Consider the following 18,361-nt stretch of genomic DNA (forward strand, 5'->3'; position numbering starts at 1 on the left):
ACGCCTTGTTTTTAATCTCTATTCAGCAATCGCATACGATAACAATTCATCGTCACTTCTCCAAGCCTTTGCAGTAATTGATAGTTCGCATATGCGCCGACTGGGGCACCGATTACTGGTACGAGCTGAAGCATTTTCGCTAAATCAATATAGTCTCGGTACTCTGTTTGGAACTTTTCCCAGTCCATATGATTTTCTTTTTCTGTATCCCACGTTTCGATTGCTTTCCATATTTCTTTTCGGTGATCGTCACTTGAAAAGGCAAGTTGGAAAACGTGAAGGATAAAAAGACGCTCTTCTTGTTTACTCGTATCAAATCCGTACAATGTCGCTGCATCGAATAAAAATTTAATTTTAATTGTAAGTAAAAGCGGAAAGTCAGCAAGACCGAGGAGAATACCACCAGCTCCAGTCCCTGCTCCTTCTGCCGCTGCTATTTTTTTGTACTCATCCATTTTTTTACGAACTTCATCGTCACGTCTTTGCAGTGACCATGTCGTCTCTTTTAGTTTCGGCTTTATAAAGTTTGACCCGGCGCTAATCGTTTGCACCATCATACGAATCGTCTCTGTTAGTACCTTTTGTACTTTCGCCGGAATGAGCTGTTGCACCTTCGTCTGCACTTTTTTGGAGAACCGTGTCATCATAGAAGAATCTTTCATGAATGTAGCTTTCCACTGCTCCAATTCTTTTATAACCTTCTCTTCGTATGTAATCATAGGTTCATTCCTTTCAATTTAAACGCTCAATGCGCTTCGCCCCGTATTGGTAAACGAAACCGATACTAAATAATATGCTTACGATAAGTAAAATTCCTGTCATCATGAAATCTTTCGTTGCTAGTGCAAATATAACTGTAAAGATTACGCTTCCGATGATTAGAATCGCGTTTAATAAAGCAAGAAAATCTTTCTTCTTCTCTTCTCCCCCTACTGGATACAAATCAAGCCAAATTTTCATGCGATGATGTTTCCATAAAGTTAATAGCTGATAACCGATTAAGTATAGGAAGATAAGGCTTACGATAAATCGTCCATATAAAAATGGAATGAAGTAAAGAATTACTCCGCCAAGAGCGAGCAGACGCACATATAATCCAAAATAATTACCAGATCTTAAAAATGTTCTCGTATATAAGTATAAATATGTACGCTTTTCGCCTATCATCGACAGAATGAAATCTAGCCATTTTCTGCGGGCTACTCTTTCTTTTAATGCTGGTACATCAACGAACATGTTCGCAATGCGGTACAGTAGCATCATCTTCTTACCTTCTTCGGAAATTAAATACTCCCAGTTTAGTGGCTTTCCTTTGACCATTTGATGCATGATAGCAAGGTATAACACCATGAGAAGGACGATTCCACCAATGAAAAGAACTGAAGTACGTTCTACAAGGAAATATACAAATAAACCGTTTAGGATAAAACGAATAAACCAATCAGCCCTTTGTATATTTTGATCTGTTAAAAATGACTTTTCCCACGCTACAAATAAATTCCACGCTTTTACAATGACAAATGCGAGTACGATCCATATGTAGCCAGCTCCTGTTTGCTTCATTTGTTGGAAGTATAACGGAGCAAGCGCGGCTGCTACGATTGCGATTATGTATAACTGAATCATAAATGTAAAAAGAAATGCCTTTGTGAAGTAAGGTTTTAACTTTTCTTCAACTGGCAGTAAGTAAACGAGATCCGCTTCTTTTAATAATGTTTGAATGGATCCAGCCGTTAACACGAGTCCAATTAATACTGCCATTACGAGCGCAGTTGGAAACGAAGTTGTTAACGTTTGTAACCATTGCTGGTAATAATACGCTCCCGCACCGATGATGAACACGAAAATAAATTTCAAATGATCATTAAATACGTATTTACTATATGTACGAACTTCTTTTAGAAAGTGACGAAATCGTTCTTTCCATAACGCTGTGCTATTCATAATCTTCTTCCTTTGTTAGCGCGATGTAAATATCATCTAACGTTGCACCTGGCATATTAAACTGTGATTGCAGTTCAGATAGCGTTCCCTTCGCTCTTACTTCACCTTGATGCAAAATAATGAACGAATCACAATAACGCTCTGCCGTCGCTAAAATATGTGTGCTCATTAAAATACCGGCACCACTCTTTTTCATTTGGTCCATCATTTGAAGAAGGGATTGAATCGCTAACGGATCTAATCCAACGAAAGGTTCATCTACTATGTAAAGAGATGGCTCCACTAAAAATGCGCTCATAATCATTACTTTTTGTTTCATCCCTTTTGAGAAATGAGATGGAAACCATTTTAAACGATTTTTCATACGAAACTCTTGTAGTAGTTGTCCTACACGTTCTTCATATTGTTTTTCATCAACACCATACGCCATAGCTGTTAATTTCAAATGCTCTTCTAACGTTAATTCATCATATAATACCGGCGTTTCCGGAATAAATGAAAAGCTAGAACGGTACGCTGTCATATCATCACGAATTGTTTTCCCATTAATTGTGACAGTTCCTTTTTTCGGTTCCATTAAACCGATAATATGTTTAATCGTCGTACTTTTACCAGCTCCATTTAAACCGATTAAGCCGACAAGTTCGCCTTTATTAACAGAGAACGAAACGTCTTTTAATACAGGTCGTTTCGTATATCCTCCTGTAACATTTTCCACACGCAATAACTCGCTCATACGACACCACTTTCTTCATTAGTATTCATTCTATATTCATCTTACCAAAAATTATGCTGTACTACATAGTATCCATGTACTCAAAAAAAATTTTTAAATTTATTAGCATATAATTTCCCGAAAGCGGACATCATAATTATTGAAGAAGGAACACATTGAAAAAGCAACCACCAATTGATGAGTACAACAACATAGTGAAGTCATCATGAAATGGGGTGTCCAAGTTGGACAATGAAATTTACACATAACCAGATCATTTGTTTCATTTTCGAAACGGGGTGTCTCTGAAAGAGCATATACTGTTTTAAAAAATAAACAATTTCATTTTAAAAAAGATTGCAATTCATTTCACTTGAAAATGGGGTGTCTGCGGCAGAAACTTTAGCCGATTTACCGTGCATTTCTTAAATAAATGAGGTGTCTGCGAAACGTAAATTACGATAATGCTTTTTCAATCCCTCTTCAGAAAACAGGAAGCTGAGTCAGCTTCCTGTTTTTCGTGTTTGTTCTCTTATGTAATTATGGTAAAATACGGCTAAGGATATTTGAAAGGATGAGATCAATGAATCATACAGCAGACAATTGTATTTTTTGTAAAATCATTGACGGGCAAATCCCTTGCTCAAAAGTATACGAAGATGAACATGTGCTTGCATTTTTAGATATTAGTCAAGTAACAAAAGGACATACTCTTGTTATTCCGAAAGTTCACAAACAAGACATTTTTGCGTTAACGCCAGAAATCGCATCACACATTTTTTCTGTCGTTCCAAAAATCGCAAATGCGATTAAAGCAGAGTTTAATCCAGTTGGCTTTAACCTACTTAACAATAACGGTGAAAAAGCTGGACAAACTGTGTTCCACTTCCACCTTCATTTAATTCCACGCTACGGTGAAAAAGATGGTTTCGGTGCTGTTTGGAAATCACACCAAAATGAATACACTATGGAAAATTTACAAAACATCGCAAGTACAATTGCAAATAGTGTGAAATAATGACACTATAAGAAGGCGTAATACATAACAAGCCACTTCCCTGAAGTCATCAAATTCCGCATGGCTTGTTTCTTTACTTAAAATGCTCAGGGATGATTGTTTGTGCATAGCACATATAAGAAAGATATGCATATTTTCCCATCATGAATACGAACAAAAAATAAGGAGGTCTCCTTTTATGTCAAAAGCTAAATCCTTTATTACAGGTGTTATTTGCGGCGGAGCAGTTGCTGGACTAGCTGTTCTTTTCTCAACTCCTTCTTCTGGTAAAGACATGCGCGGCAAGTTAAAAGAAAAAGGAAATGATATTAAAAAGACTTTAGCTGATATTACAGCTGATACGAAATTATTAAAACGTCAAATCGTTGAAACTGCTTCAGAAGGTAAAGAAGTGTTCCAAGAATTAAAAGACGATATGCACGATACACTTTCTAACTGGAAGCAAGATATTTCTCAAAACAAGCGCCATATTGAGAAAGAAATTTTGGACATCCAAAAGTCAATTGAGAAACTACAAGAAGCTGTTCCAGAAAAAGCGTAAACAAATTCCTGCTTAGTTTTTTGCATATAACAAATATTTTTTATATAAATTGACCTTGACACGGCATATCGTATAGATATGCCGTGTTTTTATGCATTTACAATATATGTTATCACTTAACATGTAAGGACAACGTATGTATTCATGACTCATAAAACGCTTCCATAGTTATGCATGATTTGTATAGAATGTCATTTTTCCGAAAAATTTTCACAATTCTCACAAAAAGACTTTATTAATTTTTATTTTACTGGCATAATAGATAGTAATGAAAAAAGAATGTTAAAGTGGGTGAGTAAATGAAAAGTGGAGAAAAAGATTACTCGGTAAAAGAAGCGATGATTTTCAGCCAACGCATTGCTCAATTATCGAAAGCGTTATGGAAATGTGTAGAGAAAGATTGGCAGCAGTGGATTAAACCTTATGATTTAAATATTAATGAACATCATATTTTAACAATCGCTTATCATTTAAAAGGGGCTTCTATTTCTGAGATTGCTAAGTTTGGAGTTATGCACGTATCAACAGCGTTTAACTTCTCGAAAAAGCTGGAAGAACGCGGCTATCTTGTATTCTCAAAAAAGGAAGATGATAAACGAAATACGTACATTGAAATTACAGACAAAGGGGAAGAATTACTACTTCGCTTAATGGAGGAGTATGATCCTGAAAATAATTCAGTGTTTAATGGGGCTCTTGCACTTCGTAATTTTTATGGGAAGTTCCCAGAAAATATCGAACTGATTGCAATCCTGCGTAACATTTACGGACAAGACTTTATCGATATTTTTGAGAAATCATTAGAAGATATTGAAGAGAACTTTACAGAATCCGATCAAAAGTTAGTTAAGAAATAATCTATTTATTTTTTCGCAATCATGCTTAAGAATTCATTCATAAGCGGCTTAAATAAACCTTGTTTTGCTAGCGCTTCCGCAGTTTCGTGTACTTCGAGCTGATGTGGAAGCGCTTTTTCAAATTGATCTAACAGCGCATCGAACAAAAGAAGCCCTTCTGCTTTCTCCGCTACATATTGCTCGTTCAGTTTTTCACAAAGATTTAGTATACGTTCAATATCTTTTTTACGAGCTTTTTTCTTTATGATCAAAGAATAAAATGGACACTTCTCTTCATCAATCATTTTAAATAGTAGGTCTACATAGTATTCAGCTTGTTCTAATCTTCTAACAACGTCCATTTTCTCCCTCACTTTCTAACACAAAGTCTTCTATTTCTGAATTTTGTAACACGAACAAAATATCGTGTGATACAATATATGTATATGTATTTTAGCCAAAAGGAGGTCTCGCCTCATGACACTTATAACAGTTGTTTTTGTCGCATTTGCACTTCTTGTTATATTTTACACGAATTTCATGACACATACACTGTGTGAACGAAAACAAATAGCTGCGAGCCGCCAGCCCGGTGTCTTTCGGGTTATTAATGTATGTATAACAATTTTATTAATTTCTAGTTATATAGAAATTATATTTCATGGAAAGTGAGGAAGGAAAGCCCCTTCCTCACTTTTTTCCTCTATAAGCAAATTATACCTACAATAACCAATAAAATAAACAGTACAAGTAATAAAATAAGTTGAGAATTCATCCCCATCCCCTCCTCTATTCTGTATATGCGGCATGCGCCCAATATGGCACACTTTCAAAATCTGACACGTGCTGGTTATTTTTTCTTTATCAATATGAAAACGGTTCGAAATATGATATATTAAATTTTGTACATATTGCTTATACTATAGAACAAAACATTCATCAAAACTTTATCCTCAGCCACGGTAAGCCCTGTTAAGCGCGCTTTACCAATATAAAAAAGCAAAAGTATCAGTGAGACTTAATCGGGCTCTTATGAATCAAAATTCATTGGTGTAGGATAAATTAAAAATACATAATAGTAGGAGTGTTTATCGAATGAAGAAAGCTATGCTTGCCTTAGCCGCAACAAGTGTAATCGCATTATCAGCATGTGGAACATCATCATCAGACAAAATTGTTACATCTAAAGCTGGTGACATTACAAAAGAAGAATTCTACGATCAAATGAAGACACAAGCTGGTAAACAAGTACTAAACAACATGGTTATGGAAAAAGTACTTATTAAAAACTACAAAGTTGAAGACAAAGATGTAGACAAAAAGTTCGATGAAATGAAAAAACAATACGGTGATCAATTCGATACACTATTAAAACAACAAGGTATTAAAGAAGAAACGATAAAAACTGGTGTGCGTGCTCAATTAGCTCAAGAAAAAGCGGTTGAACAATCGATTACTGATAAAGATGTAAAAGCAAAATTCGAGGATTATAAAAAAGAAATTAAAGCAAGTCATATCCTTGTAAAAGATGAAGAAACTGCTAAAAAGGTGAAAGATGAACTTGCTCAAGGTAAATCTTTCGAAGAATTAGCAAAACAATACTCTGAAGATACAGGCTCAAAAGAAAAAGGTGGCGACTTAGGATTCTTCGGACCAGGGAAAATGGTAAAAGAATTTGAAGAAGCAGCTCAAAAGTTGAAAAAAGGTGAAGTAAGCGAACCTGTAAAAACACAATTCGGTTACCATATCATCAAAGTAACTGATAATCACGCAGATGCAAATTTCGATAAAGCAAAAGCTGATATTAAAAAATCACTAGTTCAAGAAAAAACACAAGATGCTCAATTTATGAACGATCTTATGATGAAAGAAATCAAAAAAGCTGACGTAAAAGTTGACGATAAAGATTTAAAAGATCTTTTCGAAGAGAAAAAAGCTGACGATAAAAAAGAAGAAAAGAAATAATGAAGTAAAAAAAAGCTTGGGCTTCGGCCCGAGCTTTTTTATGTATCCTCTTCGTTAATGAAAGTTTATTTTTTCATTCGTTTAACTAAAACCATCTTTTATGCATTTCACTTAAAAACATTTCTGTAATTTTAAATCCAGAATTTTCTCCTATAATAGAGTCAATCCCGCAATGCGGACAAACTGCTGTGTTATCATCATCCCACCACTCTGTAATTTTTTCTGGATGAAAAATTTCTAAACAATAGAAACAACCACATATAACATCCTTTTCCAAGTGCTTTCTATTACGAGAACAAAAACGATGCGCTTCCTCAAAATATTTTTGCATCAGTATCCCCCTATTCCTGATTTTCTTCTTTGCTTTACTTACATTCTCCTCAATAAAATTGCAATTCTTCCTTAAAGAAAAACACAAAAAAACCTTGATCCACGCCACGCAGAACCAAGGTTTATCTTATTATCATTGATTAAATTCAAAAACTATGTTAAATTAGTACAGAAACACGTTTTCTAAAACGAAAGGAACGTATTTATCCGTATCTTAATTGTACACCAAAACACATCTTCAGTCAACCTCTATTTTTCACTTTTAAAGGAGTGCTACCGTATGAACAAAAAACTTGATTTAGAGCAAAAAAGATTGGATACCGTAATCGAAACGATTAAGGAGCAAATTGATAAACTGGAAAACGAAACTGGCAGACGCCGGGCAGAAGTAATCAATATTCGTAAACACTTTTGGGATGATGTGAAAGTGAACACGGATACTTTTGATGATTATCTTGAAACAGTTATCAACTTAAGACAACAAGCTCAGTCACTAGCTGTCACACAAATTACCCATAAGCACACCTTTAATCGACTTGCCGCATTAAGACGTATGCATAAAGCACCTTATTTCGGACGAATTGATTTCAAAGAAGAAGGAGAATCTGCCGCGGATCAAATTTATATCGGCGTCGCTACACTTACTGATGCAAGCGGAGAAAACTTCCTTATATATGACTGGCGCGCACCTATTTCGAGTGTGTACTATGATTATCCACCAGGACCTGCTGAATACAGTACACCAGGCGGCGTAATCCACGGTAATGTGGAGAAAAAATTACAATACATTATTCAAAATGGCGAGATTGATTCTATGTTCGATACGAGCCTTACAATTGGTGATGAAATCTTGCAACAAGCGCTTGGAAAAGGCACGAACAAACATATGCAAAGCATCGTTGCTACGATTCAGCGCGAGCAAAATGAAATTATCCGTCACGATGAAGGCCGACTCCTTATCGTGCAAGGAGCCGCTGGTAGTGGTAAAACATCAGCTGCCCTGCAACGAATCGCCTACTTACTATATAAATATCGCGAATGGCTAAAAGCGGATCAAATTATTCTCTTCTCTCCTAACTCTATGTTCAATAGCTACGTTTCTAACGTACTACCTGAACTCGGTGAAGAAAATATGCAGCAAGTTACATTCCAAGAATATTTAAATCATAGACTAAGTAAGTCATTTGAAGTTGAAGATCCTTATGAGCAATTGGAATATATGTTAACTGAAACGAATAGCCCTACCTATAAAACGAGAAATGCGAGCATCCGATTTAAAGCATCTACTCAATTTTTCGAGATGATTAGAGCGTACAGACAATCTCTTGAATCTTCAGGTATGCTATTTAGAGGAATGAAATTTAGAGGGAAACTAATCGTCTCAGCTAAAGAAATTACAGAGCAATTTTATAATACTGACTCCTCCCTCCGCTTCCATAGTCGAATTGAGAAGTTAACGGATTGGCTAAATAAGCAAATAAATGCACTTGAAAAAGCAGAACTGAAAAAGCCTTGGGTAGAAGAAGAAATTGAATTACTTAGTAAAGATGAATACCAAAAGGCTTATAAATATTTACAGAAAAAAGGCGAGTTTGACGACAACTCCTTTAACGATTTTGAGAAAGAAGCGAAAGTACTTGGACGTATGATTGTCCGTAAAAAAATGAAGCCACTTCGCAAAGGTGTTCAAACACTGCGCTTTATCAATTTCACAGGCATATATAAACAGCTCTTCACAGATGCATCATGGGTTACTGGGGAAAAACCGAAAGAATGGGATGACATTTGCTCATTAACAGTAAACATGCTCGATGAAGGAAAACTATATTACGAGGACGCAACTCCATTTTTACTTTTAAAAGAGTTAATTGAAGGCTTCCAAACGAACAGATCGATTAAACACGTACTCGTAGATGAAGCGCAAGATTATTCTCCGTTCCAGTTCGAGTTTTTAAAACGTCTCTTCCCTGCTGCAAGAATGACGGTACTCGGAGACTTTAACCAAGCGATATTTGCCCATGCGAGTGAAACGGTGAATTTCGATACACTTACGAATTTATACGGGCCAGACGAAACAAACGGCATTAACTTAACTCGTAGCTATCGCTCAACAAAACCGATTATTGAATTTACACGTGCTCTCGTACCGGAAGGGAAGAACATTCACGCCTTTGAACGTGACGGCGAGAAACCCACAGTGACGAAAGTAGCGAATGAGAGCGAACTGCACGAACATATTACTGCTAAAGTTGCTGCACTACAAACAGAGCAGCACAATACGATCGCAATCATCTGTAAATCCGCAGCTGAAAGCGCCGCTGCCTACGAAGCACTTAGTCATATCGAGAATATTAAACTTGTGAAAAGTAACTCAGCCGAGTATGAGCAAGGCATTGTCGTGATCCCTGCTTACTTAGCGAAAGGTATCGAATTTGATGCTGTTATTATTTACGATGCATCTAAAGATGTGTACAGTGATGAGAGCGTTCGTAGATTGTTCTATACTGCTTGTACGCGCGCGATGCATGAGTTGCAACTTTATAGCGTTGGCGAAGTTAGTCCTTTTATACTTGGGGCTGATTCGGAGAGTTTTGAGCTTATTACAACACCTTGATAACAATCAAGGTGTTTCTTTTTTTGTGCAGGATTTGCACCTTTAAAGTAGAATATATCATTTTAGAAAAAACAAGGAGTGGAAATATGAATCATTATTTCATTGCTATTTATGACGGTGAGTTTCCTACCGAAAAATTACATACCATTTTACAATCTAAGCACACTTTTACTGACCTAAACGTCCGCACCATTTCAATCTCCTCACCAAGACCTTTCACATTATTAGTTGGCGAAGAACACGATGTACTTACAACTGGACTTACAGACAAATACCACTTATTAACGAAAGAGTTGCAAACACTTGAGCAGCAAGAAAAGTACTACTATGTATACGATTATAAAATTAGAAAGACCATCGAGAATCCTACCCAAAAATGCTTTCCATTCGCACAAATCAATATAAGTGTTACGAAATTCCATCAGATGATTCAAAAAGTAAAAGACTTAAAACAACCTGTATTTGCAGGTTATAACATCATTTCTCATGATGCAGACATACTTACGATTGATGTACTTCTTTCTTCACCTGTATTGGATCCTAACACTTCCGAAAAAGACTCGGAAGAATACGCCTATTTACACCAGCTAGCTGAATCAATTTCTCGTTCTGAATTATGTATTTCTATTAAAGAGAGTGCACTTATTTAAACACGAAAAGAGGGTTATTTATCATAACCCTCTACATACTATCTATTTATGTTTTTGAAACAAAACGTACTAAGTGTGCTAGTGTAAAAAATACAGATTGCGATGTCCATACCGTTTTTTTATGAATATTTATTTACTTCTTGTCCCCTGACACTAATGTTCTGCTTAAAAACAGGAATTTTCATCCATATGTCTTGTTCCCTATTTTAAAACATAATACAATTAATATGTAACTTAATAAGCTATAACTAGTAGGTGTGGTAATCATCTCTTCCATTTTGAAAAAAGGGGGAGGTGATAATATGATCGCGATGTTTGTAATTAAATTAGTGTATGGTATCCTAACCGGAGCTGGCGTTGTCATCGGTAGAAGATACGTCGGTCCATGGCTAATTTCTGTATACAAAAAAGCGAGAACCACCCTGCTTCGTGGAAAAGGTAAGGGCGGTTCTCGGCTAAAACGTTAATGTAATTGTCTTATAACCGCACCTACTACCACCACAATAGCAAGTTAGGTTACACAAGGCAGAAGTTTCTCAGGCTTCTGTCTTTTTTATTTTATGCAAAATTCATACTATATACTCTATCATCATTGTAACACATTTTATTTATTTTTAGTCAAGAGAAAAAAACACCTCTTGAATTCGCATAATAAGTATACAAATTTAAAAAAATTAAACCATCTATCCCCTAAAGTATATAGGAAATAGATGGTTTAGTTTTTTTAACGTGCGTTCCATTTTCATGGCTCACTTCAAATCACTGTGATTTTCACTTTATTCTTCTAAATACCCAATCGCAGCTAGTGCCTGTAAGTATTCTTGAAACAAGGGATTTTCAATATTACATTCTTCTTTTTCTAAGCCCATAAGAACTGTAAGTTTATTGTACATCATCTCTGAATGACCTAATAGGTTGAAGTAATTAATGTATGTGCCATCCGCACTTGCTAAAAAAATAACAATTAATTTGCCTTCTTGAATTTCTTTATTGAAAAGATCTTGCTCATTGAAATCTGTATTTTGTTCAGATTGATTAAGTTGTATCATTTCAGCAAAATTTTTTTTTTCCGCATCACTAAACAATTCCATCAAAACAGCCTTTTCCTCGATCTTATAACACTTTACTATTTCTTTAAATTCGATATTTGTATCTAGATAAATGGAACCAATTTTATTTTTTTTAATTTCTGTAGCTCTATACTCACTTTTCAAAATTGTATCAATTTCGTCTATCGAAAATTTATTTGGGATGTTTCGCATTTTGTATTTTTCATAAAGTTTATTTATCATACACTACTCCTTTTTAATAGAATGAATGACCACCTGTTCTATTATGGATATGGAAGTGGAAATAATAACCTTCTGCTGACGTTTTTCCTTTGTCACGCTCAGGGCCAATTGGTGTTCTCCCGTTTCCAGCGTCTTTTGCAACAGTTGCCGCTAAAGCATAAGTTTTTGACCAAACATTGTTATTCTTTTTATCACTTGATTTCATTCTTGAAACTGCAGTTGCTTTAGAAATTGGTCCGCCAATATATAAATCACCTTTTGTTAAAACAGCAGCATAGTGATCATATTTTTTCTTTCGTAATTCTGCTGCAACTTTCCCCACTACCGTATATGTAGCACCTGCAATAATTACAGCAGCACCAATCGCGATTAAATGCGAAACAAGCCCTTGACCAATTACACCTGCCAGCGGTAATAAGAACACTACAGAAGCATGCGCTTCCATAGAATCTACTTCAAAAGATTCGTTTGTTTTTATATCGGTAAATGTCGCTTTAAACACTTCGTCAGTAGCCTCTTCAACGTCAACTCTATATTCTTTTTCAACTTCATTTCCGTTTGCATCTTTTTCCATTGATTTCACTGTAAATGTGTTATCTGTTTTATCCCAAGCCGCTGAAACTGTTGCATCACCTTCTACCGTTTCAACTTCTGTTTGTACTTCTACTTTCTCACTATTATTCTCAAGTACTTCAATATTCTCGTCTTGAACCCAACCTTCAGCTAAAACTTTACCATTTGGAATGATTCCAATGCTTAAAACAAAGATTAACATTAATGATACTATCTTTTTAATCATAATTCTCCACCCTACTATAATTTTATAAAACCATTGCCAATTTGATTACTGCTACCAATGTCCACTGTATTTTTTTCTAGAATTTTATACACTTCTTGAGGGAACTTTACTTTGCTAGATGGCAGTTTAAATGTTTCCTTATTCGCAAGAATTAAAGATACAATTCCTGTTACGTGAGCCGTTGCTAGAGATGTTCCATTTTCAATCGAATAACCATTAGAAGTTGTAGTGGTTATTACGTTCACACCTGGGGCTGCAAAATCAATTTTCCCATTCCTTGCAGCAAAACTTGCAGCTTTATAAGCGTGATTTACTGCTGTTACTGAAATAACATCTTTATAATTAGCTGGATATTCAACTTTTCCGCCATAATTATTACCTGCAGCTGCAATAACAATTATCCCTTTTTGAATCGCCTTCTCAATCACCCTTTCAAGTTCAGGATGGTTAGAAGACATACCAAAGCTAACGTTTAACACATCAACATTGTTTTCAACGGACCAATTAATACCTTGAACTAAATTATCAATCTTCCCTTTTCCATCATCATTAAGAACTTTAACATCATAGAGTTCCACTAGCGATGCTGCAACGCCAGTGATTCCAATTTTGTTATTATTTGCTGCGATAATACCTGCCACATTCGTTCCATGGCCTAAAACATCAATTACTGGATGTTGCGGCTCAATTACATTGTATTCTTTAATTACAAGATTTTTTAAATCATCATGTTGTTTTTCTATTCCACTGTCTAATATCGCAACCTTAATCTTATTTTTAGATTCATGTTCCCAATATTCTGAATTTAAATTCGAAAGTGCCCATGATCTTACTTGCTCCTTTTTTCTTTTTTCTAGTAAAGCAAGGTTGTCTGATTGATTTATTTTAACCAAACTCGTACGTTGAAAGAAAAAGAAATAGACAGTGCAAATTGCAAAAACACAAACTAAAAAAATCAAAGAATACAAAATTTTCTTCTTAATCACTATCCCCTCCTAACATTGAATAAATTCTAATATACATATATAATCAAAACAATACTGTTTTTTACTATTTTTTCTTGTTATACTGATACTGAGTTTAGATAAACATTTCATTTAGTAACCTATTCACCAAATGAATTTAATTGAAATAAATGTAAAATAATAAAATTCTTACCGGAAAATCCATCTCTTGGTTCATCGAAAAGAGATAGTCACACTCGAAATATCCCCCAATATATTCTCGTAAAGTAGAAAACTGAAACAGATTAAATTTCTTTAGGGATGGCTTCGCCATCTCTTTTCTGTTTCAGCTTCAAAGATTGGTTCAATGACTAATTTTGTTGCTATTTGTACAACTCTATCTTTGATCATAGGAATTCCAAGTAGTCTTTGTTTTCCATCCCCCTTTGGAATATAGGTTCTTCTCACAGCTTGTGGATGCTATGGCTTACTTTTGAGTTCCTTGCACAACTCATTTAGAAAGTTACGTTCTCCATATTGGTGAACAATTCCCTCAATTCTTTGTCCATCCACTCCTTCCCTTCCTCTATTCCGTTTTACTCTTCGCCATGCTTCAGCTAGTATATCGGGACGATAAATCTTATCATACAACGCATGAAATCTTCGGCTTGAATTTTCTTTGGCACAAAAATATAAAGTCTTCCAAAGTTCTTGAGCTTTTACATCAGTGTAGTTAGCAAGTTTTCCAGTATTCACTCACTCGTACCTCCTTCCAACTTATGAACAAAGTAGAGGTCCTTCCCTACATAACGTTGTGTTGTGGTTATGATATTCAGTACTATAATCTCCTCCGACGCCCTCTTTACAGTCCACCATTTCGCATATGCTTATAGGCTTTCTCTCTCCTTTCTGAAAGAAAGGGCAAAGGAGGGGCTCCCTAGTTCCAGACACTACTTTCTCAACATACCATCCTCCGTACCCCGAAGGATTCTTCGATGCTGTATTTCCAAGTTCTTCACGTCTTCCATGGTTTTCTCCTATATTCACCAGGCTCAACTTCCCTTTGTCCTATTGCTAGGTTTCTTTTAACGAGGCGGCAAGGTTCACTTTATGTTACGGTTTGTTGATTCGCTCGCACTTCTAAATAGAAGTCACTTTGTCACAGAGCTTCAACCTTAGGATTTCTCCACCAGTTGCCTGTTAGCTACTAGACGACTTGGCGCTGGACTTTCACCAGCAAGCAGTGCCCAGCTTAGCTGGGCACGCAAAATAAAAAGACTCTCTCCATTAATGATAAGAGTCTTTTTAACACCAAATACTCATAATTTATCCCCTACAATAAAGAAAGAATTGTGTATTTTTATACCTACACAATTCTTTCTTCAAAAAACATATCTATTTTACGCTAAAGCAGCCGCCTGTTCTTGTTGATCTACAGGAATTACAGCGTCTGTTAATGCTTTTTCTAATTCAGCTGTGTATTTCATTTGCTCTTCTTTATTCCAGCCTAGTTTCGCAGCCATGTAGTTGATTACTGCTTCTTTCCACTCGTATACCCAGTGGATATTGAAGAATACAGCGCCTCTACGGCGTACGAAGAAGTCAACTGGTTTTGCTGTCATTTCGTAATCCATTGCGTATACAAGCGGGATTAGAACGTCTAGTGGCATGTTGTATTCTTTCGCTTCGTCTTTATGTTTTTTCGCTAAATCAAATAGTACGTCAACGTTAGAGCCGTAGAATTTCGCGAATTCTTCTGCTTGTGCTGTTGTTAAACCATATTTCGTACCTTCACCAGCTTTTTTCGCAACGAATGCTGGGAATCCGTGTGAACCATCTACATGTCCACCAGAGATTGGCATATGTTTCGTGTCGCTCTTCGGATATGCGCTATGACCTTCTTTTTGTAGTAAGTTCGTTACGTAGTCTACTACCATTTCAGCCATTTTGCGGTATCCAGTTAATTTACCACCTGCGATTGTAATTAAACCAGATTCAGAAGTCCAAATTTCGTCTTTACGAGAAATTTCAGATGCACTCTTACCTTCTTCGTAAATTAACGGACGTACACCAGCCCAGCTTGATTCGATGTCTTTCTCTGTAATTTTCACGCTTGGGAACATGTAGTTAATCGCATTAATGATATATGTGCGATCTTCTGTTGTCATTTGTGGTACAGCTGCGTCTTTATCATAGAACGTATCTGTTGTACCTACATATGTTTTTCCGCCGCGTGGAATCGCGAATACCATACGTTTATCTGGTGTATCGAAGTAAATCGCTTGACCTAATGGGAAACGTTTTTGATCAATTACTAAGTGAACACCTTTTGATAACTGAAGTACTTTTCCTTTTTTCGAGTTATCTTTTTCACGAAGTGTATCTACCCAAGGGCCAGCTGCGTTTACAATTTTCTTACCGTAAACTTCGTATACTTCTCCGTCTAGTAAATCGATTACACGTACACCACATACTTTTCCATCTTTATATAAGAAACTGTCTACTTTTGCGTAGTTAACAGCTTTTGCGCCGTGCTCAATTGCTTCTTTCATTACTTCAATTGTAAGACGCGCATCATCTGTACGATATTCTACGTAGTAACCGCCGCCTTTTAATCCTTCTTTTTTTACAAGAGGCTCTTTGTTTAATGTTTCTTCACGGTTAAACATCTTTCTGCGCTCGCTTCGTTTTACACCTGCTAAGAAGTCGTATACACGAAGACCAATTGATGTACTAAATGATCCGAACGTACCGCCTGTATGGAACGGAAGTAACATCCACTCTGGTGTTGTTACATGGGGACCGTTCTCATATACGATCGCGCGCTCTTTACCCACCTCTGCTACCATTTTCACTTCAAGTTGTTTTAAATAACGTAGACCACCGTGTACAAGCTTCGTTGAACGACTTGATGTACCTGCTGCAAAGTCCTGCATTTCAAACACAATTGTTGATAACCCGCGTGTTGCTCCATCTAATGCAATACCAGAACCAGTAATACCTCCACCAATTACGATCACATCTAACTCTTGTTTATTTACTCCGTTTAATACGTCTTTACGTTGTTTACTTGAAAATTTCATGGTAATTCCTCCCTTTGATAACGAAAAAAGAGACCACAAACTCCGCTATAGATTTCGCCTCTATAGCGCGTTGTGGTCTCTCCAAATCTCCTACCGAATTATTAACTTGTCACCATTATAACACTGTTTATGATTATTTGAAAGCTTTTGTTGCTTCAATTGCTTTTTTCCATCCAGCATATAGCTCTTCGCTTGTTTTCGCTTCCATCGTTGGCTCAAAGCGTTTGTCCATATGCCACTGTTCTTTAATTTCATCTTGGTTTTTCCAATATCCAACCGCAAGACCAGCTAAGTATGCTGCACCTAAAGCTGTTGTTTCATTGATCACCGGACGCTCTACAGGAACATCTAAAATATCACTTTGGAACTTCATTAAGAAGTTATTTTTAACTGCTCCGCCATCAACGCGTAATGTTTTCAGTTCAATACCTGAATCTGCTTCCATTGCGCATAATACATCTTTCGTTTGGTAAGCTAAAGATTCTAGCGTTGCACGAATGAAGTGCTCTTTCGTCGTACCGCGTGTTACACCAAACATAGCGCCGCGTACTTCACTATCCCAATAAGGTGTTCCTAGTCCAACGAATGCTGGTACAACGTATACACCGTCAGTTGATTCAACGCGATTTGCGTACACTTCACTCTCACTTGCATCTTTAAACATGCGCATTCCGTCACGTAACCATTGAATTGCAGAACCTGCTACGAAAATACTTCCTTCTAATGCGTAGTTTACTTTACCATCTATTCCCCATGCAATTGTTGTTAATAGGCCGTGCTCAGAAGCTACTGCTTTTTCACCAGTGTTCATTAACATGAAACAACCAGTTCCGTAAGTATTTTTCGCCATACCTTCACCGAAACAAGCTTGTCCAAATAATGCTGCTTGTTGGTCACCAGCTACACCTGCAATGGGTACATTTTGGCCGAAGAAGTGATAATCAATTGTTTCTCCGTAAATTTCAGATGATGGACGCACTTCTGGAAGCATGCTCTTTGGTACTGTTAACATTTCTAGAAGCTCATCATCCCACTGTAAGTCATGAATGTTAAACATTAACGTACGTGATGCGTTTGAGTAATCTGTTACGTGTGCTTTACCACCAGATAGTTTCCATACAAGCCACGAATCAATTGTTCCGAATAATAGATCGCCGTTTTCTGCTTTCTCTCTTGCACCTTCAACGTTATCTAAAATCCATTTTACTTTCGTACCAGAGAAGTATGCATCAATTAAAAGACCTGTTTTTTCGCGAACCATTTCGCTATAACCTTTTTCTTTTAACTCATCACAAATTTCAGCTGTTTGGCGAGATTGCCATACGATTGCGTTGTAAATTGGTTTACTAGTTGTTTTATCCCATACAACCGTTGTTTCACGTTGGTTCGTAATACCGATACCAGCGATTTGTTCTGGTTTTACATCCGCTTCGCTTAAGCAAGTTGCGATAACTGCTAAAATAGATCCCCAAATTTCTTGTGCATTATGCTCTACCCAGCCCGGCTTTGGAAAATGTTGTGTAAACTCTTTTTGAGCTGAATGAACAATTTCACCTTTTTTATTGAAAAGAATTGCGCGTGAGCTTGTTGTTCCTTGGTCTAATGAAAGAATATATTTTTTCATATCGGT

At 36.4% G+C, this 18,361-nt stretch carries 19 protein-coding genes; 8 read left to right on the forward strand and 11 right to left on the reverse strand.

Features of this window, described 5'->3' with window-relative positions; genetic code table 11:
• Positions 1-11: 11 nt before the first annotated feature.
• The 3 genes from ecsC to ecsA are packed head-to-tail and all read right to left on the reverse strand — an operon-like array spanning position 12 to position 2,680.
• Positions 12-719 (reverse strand): ecs operon protein EcsC, encoded by a 708-nt coding sequence (gene ecsC, locus MKY38_RS16615; protein WP_000634142.1) that lies wholly within the window; start codon positions 717-719, stop codon positions 12-14.
• Between the two features lie 13 nt (positions 720-732).
• Positions 733-1,944 carry an ABC transporter permease EcsB gene (gene ecsB / locus MKY38_RS16620; protein WP_001089131.1) on the reverse strand — a complete coding sequence of 404 codons (1,212 nt, stop codon included), beginning with the start codon at positions 1,942-1,944 and terminating at the stop codon, positions 733-735.
• The gene (gene ecsA / locus MKY38_RS16625; RefSeq protein WP_001292603.1) at positions 1,937-2,680 is read right to left on the reverse strand and encodes an ABC transporter ATP-binding protein EcsA; all 744 of its coding nucleotides are present in this window, start codon (positions 2,678-2,680) and stop codon (positions 1,937-1,939) included. Before ecsA ends, ecsB begins: the two co-directional genes overlap by 8 nt.
• 562 nt (positions 2,681-3,242) lie before the next feature.
• Between ecsA and MKY38_RS16630 the strand changes: the two genes are divergently transcribed.
• From MKY38_RS16630 to MKY38_RS16640, 3 genes are all read left to right on the forward strand, one after another.
• Positions 3,243-3,677, forward strand: coding sequence for an HIT family protein (locus MKY38_RS16630; RefSeq protein WP_001016835.1), 435 nt, complete (start codon positions 3,243-3,245; stop codon positions 3,675-3,677).
• Positions 3,678-3,855: 178 nt separating this feature from the next.
• Positions 3,856-4,218, forward strand: coding sequence for a YtxH domain-containing protein (locus tag MKY38_RS16635; protein ID WP_000030300.1), 363 nt, complete (start codon positions 3,856-3,858; stop codon positions 4,216-4,218).
• A gap of 299 nt (positions 4,219-4,517) precedes the next feature.
• Positions 4,518-5,075 (forward strand): HTH-type transcriptional regulator Hpr, encoded by a 558-nt coding sequence (locus tag MKY38_RS16640; protein WP_000834924.1) that lies wholly within the window; start codon positions 4,518-4,520, stop codon positions 5,073-5,075.
• A 5-nt stretch (positions 5,076-5,080) separates the two neighbouring features.
• On the opposite strand, the gene MKY38_RS16645 is transcribed toward MKY38_RS16640, so the two are convergent.
• A complete protein-coding gene (locus tag MKY38_RS16645) occupies positions 5,081-5,416 on the reverse strand; it encodes a DUF1878 family protein (protein WP_044307203.1) in 336 nt (111 codons plus the stop codon).
• A gap of 115 nt (positions 5,417-5,531) precedes the next feature.
• Here MKY38_RS16645 and MKY38_RS16650 point away from each other — a divergent pair, with 115 nt between their 5' ends.
• Both MKY38_RS16650 and prsA read left to right on the forward strand, forming a co-directional pair.
• A complete protein-coding gene (locus tag MKY38_RS16650; protein WP_000172690.1) occupies positions 5,532-5,726 on the forward strand; it encodes a hypothetical protein in 195 nt (64 codons plus the stop codon).
• Positions 5,727-6,149: 423 nt separating this feature from the next.
• Positions 6,150-7,019, forward strand: a complete 870-nt coding sequence (prsA, locus tag MKY38_RS16660; RefSeq protein WP_044307201.1) for a peptidylprolyl isomerase PrsA — start codon at positions 6,150-6,152, stop codon at positions 7,017-7,019.
• Between the two features lie 85 nt (positions 7,020-7,104).
• Here the strand turns inward: prsA and MKY38_RS16665 are convergent, their stop codons facing one another.
• The gene (locus tag MKY38_RS16665; protein WP_001174905.1) at positions 7,105-7,350 is read right to left on the reverse strand and encodes a hypothetical protein; all 246 of its coding nucleotides are present in this window, start codon (positions 7,348-7,350) and stop codon (positions 7,105-7,107) included.
• A 279-nt stretch (positions 7,351-7,629) separates the two neighbouring features.
• Here MKY38_RS16665 and helD point away from each other — a divergent pair, with 279 nt between their 5' ends.
• The 3 genes from helD to MKY38_RS16680 all read left to right on the forward strand — a co-directional run bounded on the left by helD (position 7,630) and on the right by MKY38_RS16680 (position 11,080).
• On the forward strand, positions 7,630-9,963 hold the full coding sequence (gene helD, locus MKY38_RS16670; protein WP_341049175.1) for an RNA polymerase recycling motor HelD: 2,334 nt from the start codon (positions 7,630-7,632) through the stop codon (positions 9,961-9,963).
• A gap of 86 nt (positions 9,964-10,049) precedes the next feature.
• The gene (locus MKY38_RS16675; RefSeq protein ID WP_341049176.1) at positions 10,050-10,613 is read left to right on the forward strand and encodes a hypothetical protein; all 564 of its coding nucleotides are present in this window, start codon (positions 10,050-10,052) and stop codon (positions 10,611-10,613) included.
• Positions 10,614-10,915: 302 nt separating this feature from the next.
• Positions 10,916-11,080, forward strand: a complete 165-nt coding sequence (locus MKY38_RS16680) for a hypothetical protein (protein WP_000561154.1) — start codon at positions 10,916-10,918, stop codon at positions 11,078-11,080.
• Between the two features lie 309 nt (positions 11,081-11,389).
• Here the strand turns inward: MKY38_RS16680 and MKY38_RS16685 are convergent, their stop codons facing one another.
• From MKY38_RS16685 to glpK, 6 genes are all read right to left on the reverse strand, one after another.
• A complete protein-coding gene (locus MKY38_RS16685; protein WP_065223812.1) occupies positions 11,390-11,905 on the reverse strand; it encodes a hypothetical protein in 516 nt (171 codons plus the stop codon).
• A gap of 13 nt (positions 11,906-11,918) precedes the next feature.
• A complete protein-coding gene (locus tag MKY38_RS16690; RefSeq protein ID WP_016117370.1) occupies positions 11,919-12,704 on the reverse strand; it encodes an SAR2788 family putative toxin in 786 nt (261 codons plus the stop codon).
• Between the two features lie 14 nt (positions 12,705-12,718).
• Positions 12,719-13,597: a S8 family peptidase gene (locus tag MKY38_RS16695; protein ID WP_341049177.1), complete on the reverse strand. Its 879-nt coding sequence runs from the start codon at positions 13,595-13,597 to the stop codon at positions 12,719-12,721.
• 531 nt (positions 13,598-14,128) lie between these two features.
• Complete coding sequence (locus MKY38_RS16700) at positions 14,129-14,404, reverse strand: TetR family transcriptional regulator (protein WP_065223809.1); 276 nt, start codon at positions 14,402-14,404, stop codon at positions 14,129-14,131.
• Between the two features lie 644 nt (positions 14,405-15,048).
• Positions 15,049-16,731 carry an aerobic glycerol-3-phosphate dehydrogenase gene (gene glpD, locus MKY38_RS16705; protein ID WP_078439242.1) on the reverse strand — a complete coding sequence of 561 codons (1,683 nt, stop codon included), beginning with the start codon at positions 16,729-16,731 and terminating at the stop codon, positions 15,049-15,051.
• A 133-nt stretch (positions 16,732-16,864) separates the two neighbouring features.
• Positions 16,865-18,355 carry a glycerol kinase GlpK gene (gene glpK / locus MKY38_RS16710; protein ID WP_000760009.1) on the reverse strand — a complete coding sequence of 497 codons (1,491 nt, stop codon included), beginning with the start codon at positions 18,353-18,355 and terminating at the stop codon, positions 16,865-16,867.
• Positions 18,356-18,361 lie beyond the last annotated feature (6 nt).

Source organism: Bacillus sp. FSL R5-0585 (assembly GCF_038004545.1).
Classification (GTDB): Bacteria; Bacillota; Bacilli; order Bacillales; family Bacillaceae_G; genus Bacillus_A; species Bacillus_A cereus.